The organism is Streptomyces sp. B5E4, assembly GCF_039871555.1.
Lineage (GTDB): Bacteria > Actinomycetota > Actinomycetes > Streptomycetales > Streptomycetaceae > Streptomyces.
The window spans coordinates 67,594-85,887 of sequence record NZ_JBDPMI010000009.1 but is presented as its reverse complement, the minus strand read 5'-3'; the positions used below and the strand labels follow the sequence as shown (position 1 = coordinate 85,887).

Sequence of the window (18,294 nt, the reverse complement as noted above, 5' to 3'; positions counted from 1 at the left end):
TGGCCCCCTGCGTCGGACACGGGGGCGCACGCGACTTCCCGTCCCCCTTCAGGCTAAGAGGCTATCGGGGCGCCTCCGGTTCCCGGCGGGCAGGCCGCCGGGCTGCCGCAAGAGGCACCGGGGGAGCGCAGGGGCACCGGAGGGCGGGCGGTCAGGCGTCGCGCTTCTTCATGACGAGGTATCCGCCGATCAGCGCCACCGCCGTCCACGCGCACATGATGGCGAAGCCGCCCCAGGGCCCGTACGGCGTCTCGTCGCTGTTCAGCGCGCCCGGCACCACCTGCATGACCCGCGATCCCGCCTGGTCCGGCAGATACTGCGCGACGTCCCTGGTGGCCGGGACGCCCGCCAGGATCGAGGAGATCAGGAAGAAGAACGCCATCAGCAGGCCGAGCGAGAGCACGGTGCTGCGCAGCATCGCGGCGACGCCCATGGAGAACATCGCGATCACGCCCATGTACAGGCCGGCGCCGATGACGGCCCGCAGCACGTTGTCGTCGCCGATCGACGCCTTGTGGTCGCCGAGCAGGGACTGACCGAGGAAGAACGTGATGAAGCTGGTGAGCAGCCCGACGGCCAGGGCGAGCACCGTGGCGACCGCGACCTTCGAGACGTAGAACGTGGCGCGCTGGGGCACCGCGGCCAGCGAGGTCTTGATCATGCCGGAGCTGTACTCCGTGCTGATCACGAGGACGCCGAAGACGACCATCGCGAGCTGGCCGAGCATCATGCCGAAGAAGCTGACCAGGGTGGGGTCGAAGGTGAGCCGCTCGGCCTCCGAGAGGTCGTCGAACGTGGCGTTCATGACGCCGGACAGGAGCGCGCCCACCGCGGCGGTGAGGACCAGCGCGGCGGCCAGCGTCCACATCGTGGAGCTGACCGTGCGGACCTTGGTCCACTCCGACTTGAGCACTGCCGAGGGTGCTGCCATGGCCGTCAGTCTCCCTTGCCCCACTGCGGACCCGGTGCGGGCGGCGCGTTCGGCGCCGGCGGCGCCGGGGGCGCGGCCGCGGCCGCCGCGGCGTTCGGGTCGCTCAGATCGTGCGCGTGGTACTCGACCGCCTGGGCGGTCATCTGCATGAACGCCTCTTCCAGGGAGGCCTGTTGCGGGCTCAGCTCGTGCAGCGTCACGCGGTGCCGCGCGGCCAGCTCGCCGACCGGCTCGGCCATGTCGGCGCCCTCGATCTCGAACGCGCCGTCCTCGCGCACGCTGACGGCCATGCCCGCGGCGCTCGCGGCGTCCTTGAACTGCTCGGGCTGCGGGGTGCGCACGCGCACGTACGACCGCGAGTTCTCCCGGATGAAGCCGGCCATCGAGGTGTCGGCGAGCAGCTTGCCCTGGCCGATGACGATGAGGTGGTCGGCGGTGAGCGCCATCTCGCTCATCAGGTGGCTGGAGACGAAGACCGTGCGGCCCTGGGAGGCCAGGCTCTTCATCAGGTTGCGGATCCAGTGGATGCCCTCGGGGTCGAGCCCGTTGACCGGCTCGTCGAACATCAGGATCTCGGGATCGCCCAGCAGCGCGTACGCGATGCCGAGGCGCTGGCCCATGCCGAGCGAGAAGCCCTTGGACTTTTTCTTGGCCACCGCCGTCAGACCGACGGTCTCCAGCACCTCGCTCACCCGGGCGTCCGGGATGCGGTTGCTCTGGGCCAGGCACAGCAGGTTGTTGTACGCGCTGCGGCCGCCGTGCATGTTCTTCGCGTCGAGGAGGGCGCCGATGTACTTCAGCGGCTCCTGCAGCTCGCGGTAGTGCTTGCCGTCGATGCGCACCGAACCGGAGGTGGGGTTGTCGAGGTCGAGCATCATGCGCATCGTCGTCGACTTGCCGGCGCCGTTGGGCCCCAGGAATCCGGTGATCATTCCGGGGCGCACCTGGAAGGTCAGGTGGTCCACGGCGAGCTTGTCGCCGTACCGCTTGGTCAGCCCCTCCAGTTCGATCATGCGCTAACCCTAGGCGGCGACGTCATCGAACGCATCTCCTGGGAGCAATCGACACAACGGGATTGGCGCCCTCCGCTTGCGGGAGGCGGAGGGCGCCCGACAGGTACCGTACGGCCGGGCGGGGTCGTCCGCCCGGCCGCACCGGTCTCAGCGGGACTGCTGCGCGGGCACGCCCGGCTTGTCCTCCACCTCGTCCGCCCCGGTCTGGGCGGCGACCTGCGCGCCGGTCAGCGTCGCCAGCATCTCGCGGACGTTGGTGAGCTGGGCGTTGATGCTGTCGCGGCGGTTGGTGAGCGCCGCCAGCTCGCGCTCGGACTCGCTGCGGATCCGCTCGGCCTTGGCGTTCGCGTCCGCCACGATGTCCTCGGACTGGCGCTGCGCGGTCTCGACCGTCTGCCGGGCGCGGCGCTCGGCGTCGGTACGCAGCTTCTCGGCCTCCAGGCGGAGCTGCTCGGCCCGGTGCTCGATCTCCGCGAGCCGCTTCTCGGCCTTGGCCTGGCGGGAGGCGAGGTCGCGCTCGGACTGCTCGCGGCGCTTGGCGAGGTTGGTCTCGAAGTCCGCGGCGGCCTGGGCGGCCTTGGCGCGGGTCTCCTCGAAGAGCGTGTCCGCTTCCTCGCGCTTGGACTGCGCGGCCTTCTGCGCCTCGGCACGCAGACCGCTGGCCTCGCCCTTCGCCTGCTCGACGATCCGGGCGCCCTCGTCCTCGGCCTTGGCCTTGCGCTCGGCGGCGAACGACTCGGCGTCATTGCGCACCTGCTGCGCGGCCGACTCGGCCAGCTCACGGTGCTGGTCGGCGGCGCGGCGGGCCTCCTCGCGCAGGTCCTTGGCCTCTTCCTCGGCCAGCCGCAGGATCTTCTCCACCCGGGCACCGAGGCCGGCGTACGACGGCTCGGAGTCGGCGATCTGCGCCTGTGCGTTCTGCGTCTCGAGGTGAAGCTCCTCGATCCGCTTCTCAAGGGAGGTAATGCGCGAGAGGGCACTGTCGCGGTCGGCTACGAGCTTGGTGATCCGTTCGTCCACCTGCTCGCGGTCGTATCCGCGCCTTGCGAACTCGAAACCGAAGGGGTTGGCAGTGTCGCTCATGGGGTTCCTGTCGAAAGAGACCGAGTGAGGTGATAAGGGGAATCCTAGGGGTGCTGACGGCGTGTCACAGCGTCAATCCAGGTTTGATCTGGAGAATGTCCGCTCAATCGAGTGGTCTGCCACCGGACTGTTTGCCCCCCGACCGGGCGGCGGCTGCGGCGGGGGCCTTACCGCCGCCGTCCTTCCCCTTGCCGACCTGGCTGTTCTTGCCGTCCTTGGCGTCCTTGCCGTTCGCCCCCGCGGTGCCGGGGCTCTCGAAGGACTCCAGGGCTTCGAGGACGTCCTGCACACGGGAGATCTCCGCGTTGATGTCCTCGCGTCTGCGGGTGATCAACTCCAGTTCGCGGCGGCCCTCGTCGACCATCCGCCTGGCTTCCGCGCGCGCCTCGGCCTTCGTCCGCTCGGCCGCGTCGAACGCCTCGGCCTGCTTCTGCTCGGCCTCGTTGAGCAGCCCCTCCGCCTTCTTCACCGCGGCGATACGGACCTTGCCCGCCTCGCCCTTGGCGTCGGTGAGCATCTGCTCGGCGCGTGCCTCGGCCGCGTTGAGCTGCTCGTGAGCTGCGGCGACGAGCTTGTCGACCCGCTCGCCCGCGGCCCTGGTGGCCTCGGCGGCCTCACGCCGGGCGCGGTCGTGCAGCGCGTCGGTCTCGGCCTCCGTGCGCGTGCGCAACTCCTCGGCGCGCTCGCGGATCGCGTGGGAGTCCCGGCGGGCCTCCTCCAGCATCCGGTCGGCGTCCGCGCGGGCCTTCTCCACCAGACCGCTCGCCTCCGAGGTGGCGTCGCGCACCAGCCGATCGGATTCCTTGCGGGCGGCGGCGACCATCACATCGGCCTGCTCCTCGGCCGCCGCGGTGGCCCTGGTGGCCTCCTCGTGCGCCTTCTCGACCAGCTTGTCGGCCTGTTCCGCGGCCTCCGTACGGCGCTTCGCGGCGTCGCCGCGGGACTCGTCCCGGACCCTTTCCGCCTCGGTACGCAGGCGTTCGGCCTCTGCTAGCGCGTCGTTGACGGTCGATTCCGCCAACTCCTTGGCGGCGTCGGTCTCTTCCCGCGTCTCCCGGCGCAGGGTGGCCGCGGCGTGCTCCGCGGCCGAGCGCAGCCCCGCGATCTCCTCGTCGGCCTGCGCCCGCAGTTCGCTGACCGAGTCCCGCACCTGCTGGGCCGTCTGCTCGGCCGCGGTCACCAGCTCGCGTGCCCGGCGCTCCGACTCCTCGGTGACCCGGGCGGCTTCCGCCTGAGCCTCCTCGACCCGCTTGCGCGCCGAGGCCAGCAGCTCCTCGGCCTGCCGGGTGGCCTGCGTACGCTCGCGCTCCGCCTCGCCGCGGGCGGCGGTCAGCATCTCCTCCGCCTCGCGCCGCCGGCGCGCGGCCTCCTCCTGCGCGGCGGTCAGCGCCTCCTGCGCCTCCGCCGCCAGCCGCTCGGCGGCGGCGGACGCCTCGGAGCGGATCCGGTCGGCCGCCTCCTGGGCCTCGCGCCGCAGCCGCTCGGACTCGCCCGTGGCGTCCTCGTGCAGCCGCTGGGCGGCGGCCTCGGCCTCGGCGCGGGTCGTGGCCGTCTCGGCGGCCGCCTCCTCGCGCATCCGGGTCGCCTCGGCCTGCGCCTGCTGCTGGAGCGTACGCAGCCGCTCCGCGGCCTCCGCGCGCAGCCGCTCGGTCTCCTCCGCCGCCTCCCGGCGGATCCTCTCCGCCTCGCCGCGGGCCCCGGCCAGCGCCTCGTCGGCGGCCGTGACCCGGGCGGCCGCCTCCTGCTGGAGCCGGTCCAGCTCCGTCTGCACCTCGGCCCGGCGGGCGGTGACGGCCTCGTCGGCCTCGGTACGGGTCTTGCGCGCGGCCTCCGCCGCCGCTTCGGTGATCTTCCCGGCCTGCGCCTCGCCCTCGGCGCGCAGCTCGTCGGCCTCCGTGCGGGCCTTGGCAAGCGCCTCCTCGGCCCGCTCGCGCAGCGTCGCGGCCCGCTCGGCGGCCTCGCCGCGCACCCGCTCGCCCTCAGCCGTAGCGGCCTCGCGCATTTCCTCGGCGTCGGTGCCGGCCTTCGCGAGCAGTTCCTCGGCGGACTTCGCCGCCTCCTCGATCTGCGCGACCGCGTCCCTGCGGGCCTCGCCGCGGATCCGCTCGCCCTCGGCGGTGGCCTCCGCACGCAACTGCTCGGCCTCGTCCCGCAGCCGCCGGGCCTCGCCCTGCAGCTCGACCGTCTTGGCCCGGAACTCCTCGGTGTCGTCCTTGGCCGCGCCCTTGAGCTGCTCGGCCGCCGCCGCGGCCTCGTCCCGCAGCCGCGCGGCCTCGGCCTCCGCCTCCCGGCGGATCCGGTCGGCCTCCTCGCCGGCGGCCGTGGTGGTGTCCTCGGCCTGCCTGGACGCCTTGTTGAGCACGTCCTCGGCGGTCTTGGCGGCCTTGGCGATGGCGTTGGCGCTGTCCTCCGCGGAGCGGGTACGGGCCGTCTCCTCGGCCTCCGCGATCAGGGCCTCGGCCTGGGTACGGGCGTCGGCCCGCACCTGCTCGGCCTCCGCCTTGATCGCCTCGGCCTCCTTGGTGGCCTCGCCGACCAGCCGCGCGATCTCGTTGCGCGTGGTGCGCATCCGCTGGTCGGCGCCCGCCTCGGTCTCGGCGATCTTCTTGGTCGCCGCCTCCTCGGCCTGCGCCACCAGCCGCTCCGCCTCGGTGCGCGCGGAGCGCAGCGAGGTCTCGGCCTCCGCCAGCTTCTCCTCGGCCCGGCGCTGTGCCTCGGTCGCCTCCCGGCGGGCCTCCTCCGCCTCCCCGGCGGAGGAGCTGCGCAACTGCTCGGCGTGGGTGGTGGCCTCCTGGGCCTGGGTGGAGGCGGCGTTCAGCAGCCGCTCGGCGTCGGCGCGGGCGCGCCGCAGCAGGTCGTCGGCCTCCGCCCGGGCGGCCTCGGCCTCGCTGCCGACCCGCTGGCGGGTCTGCTCCGACTGACGCTGCGCCTCGGCCCGGGCGGCGGCGACGAGCCGGTCCGCCTCGGTCCTGGTCTCGTCCATGAGCCGGCGGGCCTGTGCCTCGGTCCGGGAGCGCAACTGCTCGGCCCACGAGACGTTCTCGTTGACGTGGGTCTCGACGGTGGTGCGGCGCTCCGCCAGCTCCTCGTCCAGCCGCTGCCGCCGGGCGATCGCCTCGGCGTGCAGGTCGGCCTCCATCCGGGCCTGGCGCTCGGCGTGCTCCTGGAGGAGCCGCTGCGCCTGGGCGCGGGCCTCACGCAGTTCGCGCTCGACGTCGGCGCGCAACTGGTCGGCCTGGGCCTGGGCGTTGCGCAGCAACTGCTCGGCCTGGTGCGAGGCGCTGTCGAAGGAGGTACGGGCGCCGATTCCGCGGCGCGCCTCGTGCAGCTTGGCGCGTAGCACCTCGACCTGGTAGCCGAGGTCCTCGGCGTGCTGAACGGCCTTCTCCCGCTCCTTCTTCAGCCGCTCGATCTCGGCCTCGAACTGCGAGAGCCCGTCCATCACGGCGTCAGGCTCGTAGCGGTCGTAGCCCCGCACTGCGCGGTCCCATCCGTCCCCGGGTCGTTTCTGCCGAACTGGCAATGGCGATGACGTGTACTGCGTTCGTTGGCTCTTCGTGTGCTGGTATCGATGGTGTCAGATGATCGGGCCGCCCAGGACGCGGGCGGCCCCCTGCACTCTACCGGCCATGCGAATCAAAGGTCAGTGTGCGCCCGTGCCCGATGCGGAAGTGACCAGTTCCGTCAGCACGCCGTGGCAGTCCTTGGGGTGCAGGAAGGTGATCCGCGAGCCCATCGAGCCGCGCCGCGGCTCGTCGTAGAGGACGCGTACGCCCTTGTCACGGATGGCGTCGGCGTCGGCGTCGACGTCCGCGGTGCCGAAGGCGATGTGGTGGACGCCCTCGCCGTTCTTCGCCAGCCACTTGCCGACCGCGGAGTCCTCGCGGACGGGTTCGAGCAACTGCAGGTACGAGGCGCCGCCGTCGGACGTCTCGTTGATCTTCAACATGGCCTCGCGGACCCCCTGCTCCTCGTTGACCTCGGTGTGGAACACCTCGAAGCCGTAGGTGGCCCGGTAGAACTCGACGGTTGCGTCAAGGTCATGACAGGCGATTCCGATGTGGTCGATGCGCGTCAGCATGCGCACAGTCCACCGCTGCACGGAAGGTTACGCAACGTGCGCACGGTCACACCGAACGAACCGTGACCCGGACGCGTACCGCTCAGTACGCTGAAGTTAACCCTCATTCACTTCTCCCCGAAGGGGACGCGCATGACCGGCAGCGGCACCTCAGGCACCACGTCCGTGATCGTCGCGGGCGCCCGTACCCCCATGGGGCGCCTCCTCGGCTCCCTCCGGCCGTTCTCCGGCGCGGATCTGGGCGGCTTCGCCATCGAGGCGGCCCTGACGCGTGCGGGCGTCGCGGCCGACCAGGTGGAGTACGTGATCATGGGGCAGGTCCTCCAGGCCGGGGCGGGGCAGATCCCGGCGCGGCAGGCCGCGGTCAAGGCGGGCATCCCGATGAGCGTGCCCGCGCTGACCGTGAACAAGGTGTGCCTGTCGGGACTCGACGCCATCGCGCTGGCCGACCAGCTCATCCGCGCCGGCGAGTTCGACATCGTCGTCGCCGGCGGCCAGGAGTCCATGACCAACGCCCCGCACGTGCTGCCGAAGTCCCGCGAGGGCGTGAAGTACGGCGCGCTGCAGATGCTCGACTCCATGGCGCACGACGGGCTCACCGACTCCTTCGAGGGCATCGCCATGGGCGAGTCCACCGAGAAGCACAACGCCCGCCTCGGCATCGCCCGCGAGCCGCAGGACGCCTTCGCCGCCGCCTCCCACCAGCGGGCCGCCGCCGCCCGGGAGCGCGGGATCTTCGCCGAGGAGATCACCCCGGTCGAGCTCCCCCGGCGCAGGGGCGAGGCCGTCGTCGTCGACACCGACGAGGGCATCCGCCCGGACACCACCGCCGAAGGGCTGGCCAGGCTGCGCCCCGCCTTCGCGCCCGACGGCACGATCACCGCCGGCACCGCCTCGCAGATCTCCGACGGCGCCGCCGCCGTGGTCGTCATGAGCCGCGCCAAGGCCGAGGAGCTGGGGCTGACCTGGCTGGCCGAGATCGGGGCCCACGGGAACGTGGCGGGCCCGGACAACTCCCTGCAGTCGCAGCCCTCGAACGCCATCCTGCACGCGCTGAAGAAGGAGGGCATCGACGTCGGCGACCTCGACCTCATCGAGATCAACGAGGCCTTCGCCGCCGTCGCCGTGCAGTCCATGAAGGACCTCGGCGTCACCCCTGAAAAGGTGAACGTCAACGGCGGCGCCATCGCCCTGGGTCACCCGATCGGGATGTCCGGCGCCCGGCTCGTGCTGCACCTCGCCCTCGAACTGAAGCGCCGCGGCGGCGGCGTCGGCGCGGCCGCCCTGTGCGGGGGCGGCGGCCAGGGCGACGCACTGGTGGTGCGGGTACCGAAGGTCTGAGGCCGGCGCCACGGGCGCGGCCGCCCCGGTCCGTACGGTGACCGGGACAGGGGAGGGGCCGGGGAGCAGGCCCCGTACGGACGCAAGGAGCCATCACACATGCCAGCCGCAGACGTCGCCGCGCTCGTGGCCGCCGCCCGCGAGGGCGGCCCGCGGGCCGTCGCCCGGCTCATCACCCTGGTCGAGGGCGCGTCGCCGCACCTGCGCGAGGTGATGGCCGCCCTCGCCCCGCTCGCCGGCCGTGCCTACGTCGTCGGGCTCACCGGCTCGCCCGGCGTCGGCAAGTCCACGTCCACCTCCGCCCTGGTCTCCGCGTACCGCAAGCGCGGCAAGCGGGTCGGCGTGCTGGCCGTCGACCCCTCCTCGCCGTTCTCCGGCGGGGCGCTGCTCGGCGACCGGGTGCGGATGGGCGTGCACGCCTCCGACCCCGGCGTCTACATCCGCTCCATGGCCACCCGCGGCCACCTCGGCGGGTTGGCCTGGTCCGCGCCGCAGGCGATCCGCGTGCTCGACGCCGCCGGCTGCGACGTGGTGCTGGTGGAGACCGTCGGCGTGGGGCAGTCGGAGGTGGACATCGCGGGGCAGGCCGACACCTGCGTGGTGCTGCTGGCGCCCGGCATGGGCGACGGCATCCAGGCGGCCAAGGCCGGGATCCTGGAGATCGGCGACGTCTACGTGGTCAACAAGGCCGACCGCGACGGCGCCGACGCCACCGCCCGCGAGCTGAACCACATGCTCGGCCTCGGCGAGGCCCGCGCCGCCGGCGACTGGCGTCCGCCCATCGTCAAGACCGTCGCCGCCCGCGACGAGGGCACCGACGAGGTCGTCGAGGCGCTGGAGAAGCACCGGGCGTGGATGGAGGAGCACGGCGTGCTGGCCGCGCGCCGGCTGCGCCGGGCGGCCGGGGAGGTCGAGACGATCGCGGTCACGGCGCTGCGCGAGCGCATGGCCGACCTGCACGGCGACCGGCGGCTCTCGGCGCTCGCCGAGCGGATCACGGCGGGCGAGCTGGACCCGTACGCCGCCGCCGACGAGCTGCTCGAAGGCCTCACCGGCGGCTGAGGCGCGGGCCGGGGCCCAGGGCGTACGAACCGGGGGACCGGCCCGTACGCCGCCGGGCGCCCGCTACCTGGGGTAGCCCGCGGGACTGCCGCCCGGCACGCCCTGCTGATGCGGCACGGCGCCGGTGGCCAGGCCCGCCTGCATCGTCTCCGTCGACTGCAGCAGCACCTGCCCGGCCCCGGTGAACTGGAACTGGTGCTCCTCGCCGGACGCGCCGCCGATGCCGGTCATCGCGCGGATGCCGCCGAGGAGGCCCTGCATGTAGCCGTGGTCGTAGTGGTGGCACGGCGACGGGCAGTCGGCCCAGCCCACCAGCGCCTGCGGGTCCACCCGGATCGGCGGCTCGACGAAGACGACGGCGCCGTTGGAGACCGCGACGAACTTGCCCGTGCCGATCAGCGTCAGGAAGCCCGGCACGATCGACTGCTTCAGCTCCAGACCCGGCTCGAACGCCAGCAGGTTCCCGGAGCGGATCGTGAGGTTGCCGTCGTCCAGGTCGAAGGAGTTGACGTCGAACGCCCGGTCCGCGAGCACCATCACGCCGCTGCCCCGCGCCACCACCCAGTCCGCGGCGTGCAGCGGCGAGTGGAAGCTCCCGGCGACCAGCCCGTCGAACCCCCCGTAGCCGACGCCCTCGAAGGAGATCTGCCCGTAGTAGGCGATCATCTTCCCCTTCTGCAGGAACCACTGCCCGTTGAGCGCGACGCTGAAGGCGTACGGGTGGACGTTGTCGTTGCGCGGCAGCGTGTTCATGTCGTGAACGACGGGTCCGGCGGTCAAAGCTTCTCCTCCGATGCCTGCACGTAGACCGTGCCGTTGCCCGACAGCTCCAGTTGGAAGGCCTCGCCGGAGCCGCGCCCCACCATGTCGCGCCAGCCGAGCGCGGTGGAGAGCTTGTTCTGCACCTGGCCGCGGTGCGCGACGTACGCCTGCGGGTCGACGTGCACCGGCCGCTGGGGGGTGATCGGCAGCTCCAGCACGCCGCCGTGGGCCATCACCGCCACCGCGCCGTGGCCGGCGAGGGTGGTGGTGAACAGGCCCTGGCCGGTGACCTGGCCGCGGACCATGCCCATGACGCCGCCCTGCGAGCCCATGAACATCGTGCCCTGCTGGAGCGAGCCGTCGAAGGCAAGCAGCCGGTCGGCCTCCACGTACAGGGTGTCGCCGGCCATCTCGATCACGTGCACCTCGTGGCCGCCGTGCCCGAACATCACCGTGCCCGAGCCCTCGACGGTCATCAGCGGCGTCGCCTCGTTCGCCACCCGGCGGCCGATCATCGACGTCACCCCGCCCTGGCCGCCCTGGATGTTGGGCGTGAAGCTGACCTGCCCGGTGTACGCGAGCATCGCCCCGCGCTGGCTGTACATCGTCTGGCCGGGCAGCACCTGTGCCTCGGCGATCTTCGAATTGAGCATGCGGAACGGCATCTAGACCGCACCCCCCACCGTGTTGCGCTCGCTGGGCTGCACGTAGACCAGCCCGTCGCCCTCGAAGCGGATCTGGAACCCCTCGCCGCCCCCCTCGCCTATGAGGGTGCGGAAGGTCGCGCCGGACTGGAAGTGCTGCTGCACGTGCCCGGTGTGCGCGACGTACGCGCCGGGGTCGACGACCAGCGGCGTGCCCGGTGTGACGCGCAGCACCACCGCGGGGCCGTCCGACATGATCGCCGCCTGCCCCGTGCCCTCCACCGTGGTGGTGAAAAGGCCGGTGCCGGTGCTCGCGCCGCGCATCCCGGTGAAGCTGGTCCCCGTCTTCAGCCCGCCGTCGGTCGCCAGCAGGTTGCTCGATTCCACGTACAGCTTGTCGGCCTGCAGGCCGACAAGATTGATCACACTGGCCCGGTCGGCGAAGTAGCAGGTGCCCTGCCCCTTCACCTCCATCAGCTCCATGGACTCGCCGGTCAGCCGGCGCGTCACCATCCCCCGTATCCCCTCGCCGCCCCCCGTGAGCTTCTTGAACGCCATCTGGCCGTCGTAGGCGACCATCGAGCCGTTCTTCGCTTTCACCGCGTCGCCGGCCATGTCCACGGCCAGCACCTTGCTGCCTTGCAGTCGAAACTGAGCCACGGGGCGACGCTAGCGGCTCGGCCACCCCTCCCGGAAGGCCGGGTATGGGCGGCTGACACAATGGGGTCCAGTTTGCCCGGGGAGATCCCCCGGATTCCGGACAATTCGAAGGCTGTTCCCATGGACCCTGTGGACATCGACACCGCATCCGCCCTCCGCCGCCTCCGGCTGATCTCGGCCCCCGAGGCGGTCTCCTTCCTGCTGCTGCTCCTGTGCTCCGTGCTCAAGCGGACGACGGACTTCGACGCGGTCCCGGTGATGGGCATGATCCACGGGCTGCTCTTCATCGGGTACGTGCTCTTCCTCGCCGACGCCTGGAACCGCACCCGCTGGCCGGTCAAGCGCGCGGCGCTGTACTTCGTCCTCGCCGTGCTGCCCGGCGGCGCCTTCGTCGCCGAGCGCATGCTGCGCCGCGAGGTGGAGGCCGGGATCATCGCCGACCGCGCCCGCCGCCAGGGTGTCGTCGGCACCTGACCGCCGCCCGCTGACGCTCCGTCCGACCCGTTCGCGGGACGGAACCCCCCGCACGGCCCTCTCCGGTTCGACACACAATCCATTTCCGCTTTTGGTGGGATATGTCGGCGTTGTCGTATCCGCGGAGGGACCGTGCGGCCGGAAGGCTATGACTACGAGAAGTTCAGCCGCCTCGCGGGGCCGCTGACGGAGCCCGGTCCGTCCGAGCCCTACCGGGTGCGCTACACGCGCCTGCTCTCCCGTGAGCCGCACCGCGTCCGGGCGGTCCTGCTCATGGCGCTGGCGCCGCTGCTGTCCGGAGCCCTGCTGCTCTACCTGGTCTGGCCCTCGCACTGGACCGAGCGCACCGGCGCCCCGCCCTGGCTGCTCACCGCGGACGCGGTGATGCTCATATCGATCGGGCTGATCGAGTCGTTCCGGCTGGTCAACGTCATCTCGATCGCGCACGCCACGATGGTCGCCCGGGACCCGGTCCCGGTCACCGCCGAGCCCGGCACCCGCGTCGCGTTCCTCACCACGTACGTGCCCGGCAAGGAACCCCTCGCCATGGTGCGTGCCACGCTCACCGGAGCGGTGGCGCTGCGGCACGAGGGAACGCTGGACGTCTGGCTGCTCGACGAGGGCGACGACCCCGAGGCCCGGACGCTCTGCGCGGAGCTGGGCGTACGGCACTTCAGCCGCAAGGGCGTGCCGCAGTGGAACGCCGAGGAGGGCCCGCACCGCGCCAGGACCAAACACGGCAACTACAACGCCTGGCTGGCCGCGTACGGCGACGGCTACGACTTCTTCGCCTCGGTCGACACCGACCACGTGCCGCTGCCGAACTATCTGGAGCGGATGCTCGGCTACTTCCGCGACCCCGACGTCGCCTTCGTCGTCGGCCCGCAGGTCTACGGCAACTACGACACCGCCGTCACCAAGCTCGCGGAGAGCCAGCAGTACCTCTTCCACGCGCTGATCCAGCGCGCCGGCAACGCCTCCGGCTCGCCGATGTTCGTCGGCACCAACAACGCGGTACGCATCTCCGCGCTCCGGCAGATCGGCGGCCTCTACGACTCGATCACCGAGGACATGGCCACCGGCTTCGAGCTGCACCGCACCCGCAACCCGGCCACCGGCCGGCACTGGTCGTCGGTCTACACCCCGGACGTGCTGGCCGTCGGCGAGGGGCCGACCTCCTGGACCGACTTCTTCACCCAGCAACTGCGCTGGTCGCGCGGCACGTACGAGACGCTCATCGGCCAGTACGGGCGCGGCAAGGGGCGCTTCCCCCTCCGGCGCCTCCTCAACTACTCGCTCATGCTCGTCTACTACCCGATGACCGCGGTCAACTGGCTCCTCGGCGCGCTGAGCTGCGTCCTCTTCCTCTGGCTCGGCGCCTCCGGCACCCAGGTTCCGGCGTCGATCTGGCTGATGCTCTACAGCGACGCGGCGGCCCTGCAGATCGGCCTGTACCTGTGGAACCGGCGGCACAACGTCTCGCCGCACGAGCCCGAGGGCTCCGGCGGCCTCGCCGGGATGCTGATGTCGGCGATGTCGGCGCCGATCTACTTCACGTCCTTCAAGGCGGCGGTGCTGCGCCGGCCGTGCCGGTTCGTGGTGACGCCCAAGGGCGGCGACGCGAGCCCCGACCGGCTGGCGACGTTCCGCATCCATCTCTTCTGGGCGGGGCTCCTCGCGCTCTCGTTCCTGGCGTCGCTGGCCCTGGGGCACACCCACGTCGCGATGCGCACGTGGACGGTGCTCGGGGTGGGCATCGCGCTCGCGCCGACGGCGATCTGGGTCTGGTCCGCGTGGCGGGTGCGGAGCGCGAACCGGCGCGAGGACGTCCGGCGCCGGGCGGACGTGGCCGCGGCCGCTGCCGTACGCGGCCGGGCCAGAGGGCTGCGCACGAGGCTCTGGAAGCCGGCCAGGGCGGCCGAGGACGCGCACGCCGGCCGGCCCGCGGCGCCGGCGGCGCCGGCCCCCGCCGCCACTGCCGCCCCCGCCGCCACTGCCGCCACGGCGTCCACGGCGAGCACGGCGTCCACGGCGACCACCACTGCGACGACGAGCGGGAGCTGATCCATGGCGTACCGGCCCGGCAAACGGTTCAAGAAGGCGGCGATAGGCACGGGCGTGGTCCTGCTGCTGGCAGGGCTCAACGCCCCCGCGGCCATCGGCTTCGCCGAGGAGCAGTACCACGAGTACCGGATATCCAGGCCCGGATACCAGCGGGAGTTCGGCTCCTGGCAGGTGCAGGACACCCCGGACTCGTACCACCTCAACGCCATCCACGCCACGCTGCTGCACACCGGCAAGGTGCTGCTCATCGCCGGCTCGGGCAACGACCAGAAGCAGTTCGACGCCGGCACCTTCCGCACCGTCCTGTGGGACCCGGAGGAGAACAGCTTCGAGGAGATACGCACCCCCGCCGACCTGTTCTGCGCCGGCCACACCCAACTCGCCGACGGCCGGCTGCTGGTCGCCGGCGGCACCGCCCGCTACGAACTGCTCGACGGCGACGTCGAGCGCGCCGGCGGCCGGATGCTGGTGAAGAACGAGAACCCGGACACGTCCGTCAGGCTGAAGAAGGGCACCGGCTTCATCGCCCCCTCCGGACTCGTCTACCGCAGCACCGCCGCGGTCACCGTCCCGGCCGCGGAGAAGAAGACCGCCAAGCGCGGCAAGCCGGTCGTCACCGCCGCCGAGGCCAACGTCTTCGTCGAGGCCGAGGAGGAGGGCCGCGGCTACATCCAGGACCGCCAGGCGCAGTACCTCGTCGAGGGCCTGACGGGCGAGAAGGCGGACAACGTCTACGGCCTCGCGCAGAAGCTCACCCTGGACAAGCAGGACTTCCAGGGGATCAAGGACACCTTCGAGTTCGACCCGGTCCAGGAGCGCTACGTGCGCGTCGACCCGATGGACAAGGCCCGCTGGTACCCCACGCTCGTGACGCTGCCCGACGGCAAGGTCCTCTCGGTCTCCGGCCTCGACGAGTCGGGCGAGATCCTCTACGGCGACAACGAGATCTACGACCCGAAGACCAAGAAGTGGTCCAAGGCCCCGAACCGCTACTTCCCCACGTACCCCGCGCTCTTCCTCACCGAGGGCGGCAAGCTCTTCTACTCCGGCGCCAACGCCGGCTACGGCCCCGCCGACCGCGGCCGCAGGCCCGGGATCTGGGACCTGGAGGACAACTCCTTCCGCACCGTGCCCGGCATGACCGACCCCGACCAACTGGAGACCGCCGGTTCGCTGCTGCTGCCGCCCGCGCAGGACCAGAAGGTCATGGTGCTCGGCGGCGGCGGGGTGGGGGAGTCGGCGAAGTCGACGCCGCGCACCTCGATCATCGACCTGACCGAGGACCGGCCCGCGTACGAGGACGGCCCCGCGCTGCCGCAGGGCACCCGGTACCTCAACAGCGTGATCATGCCGGACGACACGGTCTTCACCAGCGGCGGCTCCGCCGACTACCGCGGCCGCGGCGACAGCGACATCCACAGGGCCCAGTTCTACGACCCGGGCACCAACTCCTTCACCCGCGCCGCCGATCCGAAGGTGGGCCGCAACTACCACTCCGAGGCCGTGCTGCTGCCCGACGGCCGGGTGGCCACCTTCGGCTCCGACTCCCTCTTCGGCGACAAGGCCGACACCCGGCCCGGCACCTTCGAGAAGCGCATCGAGATCTTCACGCCGCCGTATCTGTACAAGGCGGAGGACGGCGAGCGGCTGTCGATCGGCGCGGGTCCCGGGCGGCCGGGGCGCGGGCAGGAGGCGACGTACGAGGTCGAGGGAGCCGAGCGGGTGGAGAAGGCGCGGCTGATCCGGCCGGGCTCGGTCACCCACGTCACGGACGTCGAGCAGCGCTCGATCCAGCTGGACGTGCGGAAGAGCGCCGGAAAGGTGACGGTGACGGTGCCGGCGGACCCGAGTCTGGTGCCGCCCGGCTGGTACATGCTCTTCGTCGCCGACGGCAAGGGCGTGCCGTCCGAGGCGAAGTGGGTACACGTGCCCTGACAAGCCCGTCGGCGGGGCCGCTGCCCCTCGGCCCCGCCGGCGTACCACCCCGCGTACCGGTGGGCGCGGCGCGCCTGCCGCCCGTACGGGACGGGGCGTTCAGCCCGCTCGGCGGGCCAGGCCCAGGGCGTAGTCCGGCCACCACGTACCGGCCTTGGGGCCCCCGCGGCACGGCCCGTCCGACTCCCCGGGGCGCTTGACCCACAGGAAGGCGTCGGCCCGCTCGTCGCCGGTCCGCGTCGTCGGCGGCTCGCCGAGCGCCCGCCCCGGCGGGTTGCACCACACGTCGTCCGGGGCGCCGGAGAGCGGGCCGTTGCCGTTGCGGCTGGTGTCGACGACGAAGTGGGCGCCGTCCAGCAGCTCCGAGAGCCGGCGGCCGTAGGCGAGCTGTTCGCCGGTGCGCTGGAAGTTGGAGACGTTGAGGGCGAAACCGTCGGCCGCGCCGATGCCGGCCTGCCGCAGCGCCCCGGCCAGCCGGCCGGGGTCGGTGATCCAGGAGGAGTTGCCGGCGTCGAGGTAGACCTTGACGCCCGGGTGCTGCTTGAGCCGGGCGATGGCCCCGGAGATCAGCCGGTAGCGCTCCTCGTGCAGTTCCGGCGGGGTGCAGCCGTCCACGACGTGCGGGACGGCGTCGGGTTCGAGGATCACCAGCGCCTTCGCGTCGCCGATGTTGTCGGCGAAGGCGCCGATCCACTTCTGGTACGCGGTGACGTCGGCGGCGCCGCCCGCGGAGTGCTGGCCGCAGTCCCGGTGCGGGATGTTGTACGCCACGAGCACGGCGGTGCGGCCGTCGGCCGCGGCGCCGCCGACGGCCGTGCGCACGTCGTCGCCCGGGTCGTGGTCGCCGGTGGGCCACTCGGCCACCGGCTTGCTCGCGATCCGCTCCAGCAGCGCGGCGTCCTCGGCCCGCCCCTGCTGCTTCCACACGCGCACCTGGCGGGCGGCCGGAGAGCTCGGGTCCACCCAGAACGGGGTCCTGGCGGCCGTGGCCGCCCGCGCCCGCTCGCCCTGCCGCGGCCCGGCCTCGTCCCCGTCACCGTCCCCGGACGTGCAGCCGAGCAGGACCCCGAGGACCAGGATGCTGATGAGCGTACGGATCCGCGCCGACATGCACTTCTCCCGCGGGAGGTGATCGAACAGAACCCGTCGATCGTGACATGAGCGGATCTTTCCCCACGGAACGCCGCGCCCGCGCGGCCGGTGCCGCGGGCCGGAGGCGTCCGGATGGGCGTCAGCCGCCCGCGGCCAGCGCGCCGCCGAGCGGCGTGCGCTCGTACAGCACCCGGTGGCGCTCGCGGTGGGACGTCAGCAGGCCCGCCGCCTTCAGCACGGTCAGGTGCGCGGAGACCGAGGACGGGGCCAGCCCGAGGCGGCGGGCCAGCGCGGAGGTGGAGGCCGGTTCGTCGAGCGCGGCGAGGACCGCGGCCCGGCCGGCGCCCAGCAGCCGCGCCAGCGCCTGCGCCGCCTCGGGGCCGGTGTCCGCCCACAGGGTGCCGACGCCGCGGGCGGGATAGATGACGGTGGGCTGCCAGGGCGGCTGGAAGCCGGTCACCACGTCCGGCCAGACGAAGGCGCTGGGCATCAGCAGCAGGCCGTCGCCGGCGAGGTCGCGCTCGTAGCGGTCGCGGGACTTGGTGTTCACGGTGAGCAGGCCGTCCGCGTACGACAGCCGGTGGTGCAGCAGCGCGAACAGCTCGCCCAGCCCGGCGGAGGCCAGTTGCCGGGCGCGGAAGTCGATGTCCGCCTCCAGCAGGTCGCGCAGCCGCGGCCAGAACGGCTCGACCAGCACGTGCCAGGCGTGCTCGGTGAGGTCGGCCATCAGGCGGATCGCGGCGGCCGGGTCGTCGAGCAGCCTGCGGCCGAGCGGGGACTCGGCGGCGCCGGGGATGGTGCCGAACGACAGGGTCATCTCCGCGTGCGCGAGCGCCGGGTCGGTGGCGCGCAGCCGGGCGAGCCCGTCGGCCACCGAGGTGTAGGTCTCCTGCGGCGGGCCGCCGAGGAAGTCCGGGGTGTAGCTGGGGCCGGCCAGCGGCATGAAGATCCACAGCGGTTCGAGGTCGAGCCCGGCGGCGGCGTCGCCGAGGCGGCGCAGCCACGGCCGGTGGTAGCCGTGGCGCTCGGTGCGGCGCAGCGTCCGTATCGCCTCGTGGGTCTCGAAGACCGGGGAGACCGCGAAGCGGCAGCGCAGCAGATCGTCCGGGCCGAAGCGCATGTACATCGGCACGGCGGCCCCCTTTGCGGCTG

The 18,294-nt window shown here is 72.5% G+C and carries 15 protein-coding genes; 5 read left to right on the top strand and 10 right to left on the bottom strand.

What is annotated here, in order from left to right; all coding sequences use genetic code 11:
* Nucleotides 1-151: 151 nt before the first annotated feature.
* The 5 genes from ABGA99_RS14650 to mce all read right to left on the bottom strand — a co-directional run bounded on the left by ABGA99_RS14650 (nucleotide 152) and on the right by mce (nucleotide 7,108).
* Nucleotides 152-931 (bottom strand): ABC transporter permease subunit, encoded by a 780-nt coding sequence (locus ABGA99_RS14650; RefSeq protein WP_347578296.1) that lies wholly within the window; start codon nucleotides 929-931, stop codon nucleotides 152-154.
* Between the two features lie 5 nt (nucleotides 932-936).
* Nucleotides 937-1,944, bottom strand: a complete 1,008-nt coding sequence (locus ABGA99_RS14645) for an ABC transporter ATP-binding protein (protein WP_347582786.1) — start codon at nucleotides 1,942-1,944, stop codon at nucleotides 937-939.
* 147 nt (nucleotides 1,945-2,091) lie between these two features.
* Complete coding sequence (locus tag ABGA99_RS14640) at nucleotides 2,092-3,027, bottom strand: cellulose-binding protein (RefSeq protein ID WP_347578294.1); 936 nt, start codon at nucleotides 3,025-3,027, stop codon at nucleotides 2,092-2,094.
* A 103-nt stretch (nucleotides 3,028-3,130) separates the two neighbouring features.
* Complete coding sequence (gene scy / locus ABGA99_RS14635) at nucleotides 3,131-6,505, bottom strand: polarized growth protein Scy (RefSeq protein WP_347582785.1); 3,375 nt, start codon at nucleotides 6,503-6,505, stop codon at nucleotides 3,131-3,133.
* A gap of 165 nt (nucleotides 6,506-6,670) precedes the next feature.
* Nucleotides 6,671-7,108: a methylmalonyl-CoA epimerase gene (mce, locus tag ABGA99_RS14630; RefSeq protein WP_347578292.1), complete on the bottom strand. Its 438-nt coding sequence runs from the start codon at nucleotides 7,106-7,108 to the stop codon at nucleotides 6,671-6,673.
* 132 nt (nucleotides 7,109-7,240) lie between these two features.
* On the opposite strand from mce, the gene ABGA99_RS14625 reads away from it, so the two are divergent.
* Together ABGA99_RS14625 and meaB are read left to right on the top strand one after the other, a co-directional pair.
* A complete protein-coding gene (locus ABGA99_RS14625; protein ID WP_347582784.1) occupies nucleotides 7,241-8,449 on the top strand; it encodes an acetyl-CoA C-acetyltransferase in 1,209 nt (402 codons plus the stop codon).
* A gap of 99 nt (nucleotides 8,450-8,548) precedes the next feature.
* Nucleotides 8,549-9,511: a methylmalonyl Co-A mutase-associated GTPase MeaB gene (gene meaB / locus ABGA99_RS14620; protein ID WP_347578290.1), complete on the top strand. Its 963-nt coding sequence runs from the start codon at nucleotides 8,549-8,551 to the stop codon at nucleotides 9,509-9,511.
* A 63-nt stretch (nucleotides 9,512-9,574) separates the two neighbouring features.
* Here the strand turns inward: meaB and ABGA99_RS14615 are convergent, their stop codons facing one another.
* From ABGA99_RS14615 to ABGA99_RS14605, 3 genes are read right to left on the bottom strand one after another with little or no spacing between them, the layout of a single operon-like run.
* Nucleotides 9,575-10,264: an AIM24 family protein gene (locus tag ABGA99_RS14615; RefSeq protein WP_347578437.1), complete on the bottom strand. Its 690-nt coding sequence runs from the start codon at nucleotides 10,262-10,264 to the stop codon at nucleotides 9,575-9,577.
* A gap of 23 nt (nucleotides 10,265-10,287) precedes the next feature.
* Complete coding sequence (locus ABGA99_RS14610; protein WP_347578289.1) at nucleotides 10,288-10,938, bottom strand: AIM24 family protein; 651 nt, start codon at nucleotides 10,936-10,938, stop codon at nucleotides 10,288-10,290.
* The gene (locus ABGA99_RS14605) at nucleotides 10,939-11,577 is read right to left on the bottom strand and encodes an AIM24 family protein (protein WP_078898453.1); all 639 of its coding nucleotides are present in this window, start codon (nucleotides 11,575-11,577) and stop codon (nucleotides 10,939-10,941) included.
* Between the two features lie 129 nt (nucleotides 11,578-11,706).
* Between ABGA99_RS14605 and ABGA99_RS14600 the strand changes: the two genes are divergently transcribed.
* The 3 genes from ABGA99_RS14600 (at nucleotide 11,707) to ABGA99_RS14590 (ending at nucleotide 16,050) form a co-directional block, all read left to right on the top strand.
* Nucleotides 11,707-12,051 carry a DUF3817 domain-containing protein gene (locus tag ABGA99_RS14600; protein WP_347582824.1) on the top strand — a complete coding sequence of 115 codons (345 nt, stop codon included), beginning with the start codon at nucleotides 11,707-11,709 and terminating at the stop codon, nucleotides 12,049-12,051.
* Nucleotides 12,052-12,183: 132 nt separating this feature from the next.
* Nucleotides 12,184-14,115 carry a cellulose synthase catalytic subunit gene (locus ABGA99_RS14595; RefSeq protein ID WP_347582783.1) on the top strand — a complete coding sequence of 644 codons (1,932 nt, stop codon included), beginning with the start codon at nucleotides 12,184-12,186 and terminating at the stop codon, nucleotides 14,113-14,115.
* 3 nt (nucleotides 14,116-14,118) lie between these two features.
* A complete protein-coding gene (locus ABGA99_RS14590; protein WP_347578287.1) occupies nucleotides 14,119-16,050 on the top strand; it encodes a galactose oxidase-like domain-containing protein in 1,932 nt (643 codons plus the stop codon).
* Between the two features lie 99 nt (nucleotides 16,051-16,149).
* Here ABGA99_RS14590 and ABGA99_RS14585 read toward each other — a convergent pair whose 3' ends face one another.
* Both ABGA99_RS14585 and ABGA99_RS14580 read right to left on the bottom strand, forming a co-directional pair.
* Nucleotides 16,150-17,160 carry a glycoside hydrolase family 6 protein gene (locus ABGA99_RS14585; RefSeq protein WP_347578286.1) on the bottom strand — a complete coding sequence of 337 codons (1,011 nt, stop codon included), beginning with the start codon at nucleotides 17,158-17,160 and terminating at the stop codon, nucleotides 16,150-16,152.
* 121 nt (nucleotides 17,161-17,281) lie between these two features.
* Nucleotides 17,282-18,274 carry a DUF5937 family protein gene (locus tag ABGA99_RS14580; RefSeq protein WP_347578285.1) on the bottom strand — a complete coding sequence of 331 codons (993 nt, stop codon included), beginning with the start codon at nucleotides 18,272-18,274 and terminating at the stop codon, nucleotides 17,282-17,284.
* Between the last annotated feature and the right edge of the window lie 20 nt (nucleotides 18,275-18,294).

Bases quoted from the DNA above. Each gene is read 5' to 3' on its own strand.
- ABGA99_RS14650 (WP_347578296.1), bottom strand. From the start codon at position 931: ATGGCAGCACCCTCGGCAGTGCTCAAGTCGGAGTGGACCAAGGTCCGC.
- ABGA99_RS14645 (WP_347582786.1), bottom strand. From the start codon at position 1,944: ATGATCGAACTGGAGGGGCTGACCAAGCGGTACGGCGACAAGCTCGCC.
- ABGA99_RS14625 (WP_347582784.1), top strand. From the start codon at position 7,241: ATGACCGGCAGCGGCACCTCAGGCACCACGTCCGTGATCGTCGCGGGC.
- meaB (WP_347578290.1), top strand. From the start codon at position 8,549: ATGCCAGCCGCAGACGTCGCCGCGCTCGTGGCCGCCGCCCGCGAGGGC.
- ABGA99_RS14640 (WP_347578294.1), bottom strand. From the start codon at position 3,027: ATGAGCGACACTGCCAACCCCTTCGGTTTCGAGTTCGCAAGGCGCGGA.
- mce (WP_347578292.1), bottom strand. From the start codon at position 7,108: ATGCTGACGCGCATCGACCACATCGGAATCGCCTGTCATGACCTTGAC.
- ABGA99_RS14610 (WP_347578289.1), bottom strand. From the start codon at position 10,938: ATGCCGTTCCGCATGCTCAATTCGAAGATCGCCGAGGCACAGGTGCTG.
- ABGA99_RS14615 (WP_347578437.1), bottom strand. From the start codon at position 10,264: ATGAACACGCTGCCGCGCAACGACAACGTCCACCCGTACGCCTTCAGC.
- ABGA99_RS14585 (WP_347578286.1), bottom strand. From the start codon at position 17,160: ATGTCGGCGCGGATCCGTACGCTCATCAGCATCCTGGTCCTCGGGGTC.
- ABGA99_RS14590 (WP_347578287.1), top strand. From the start codon at position 14,119: ATGGCGTACCGGCCCGGCAAACGGTTCAAGAAGGCGGCGATAGGCACG.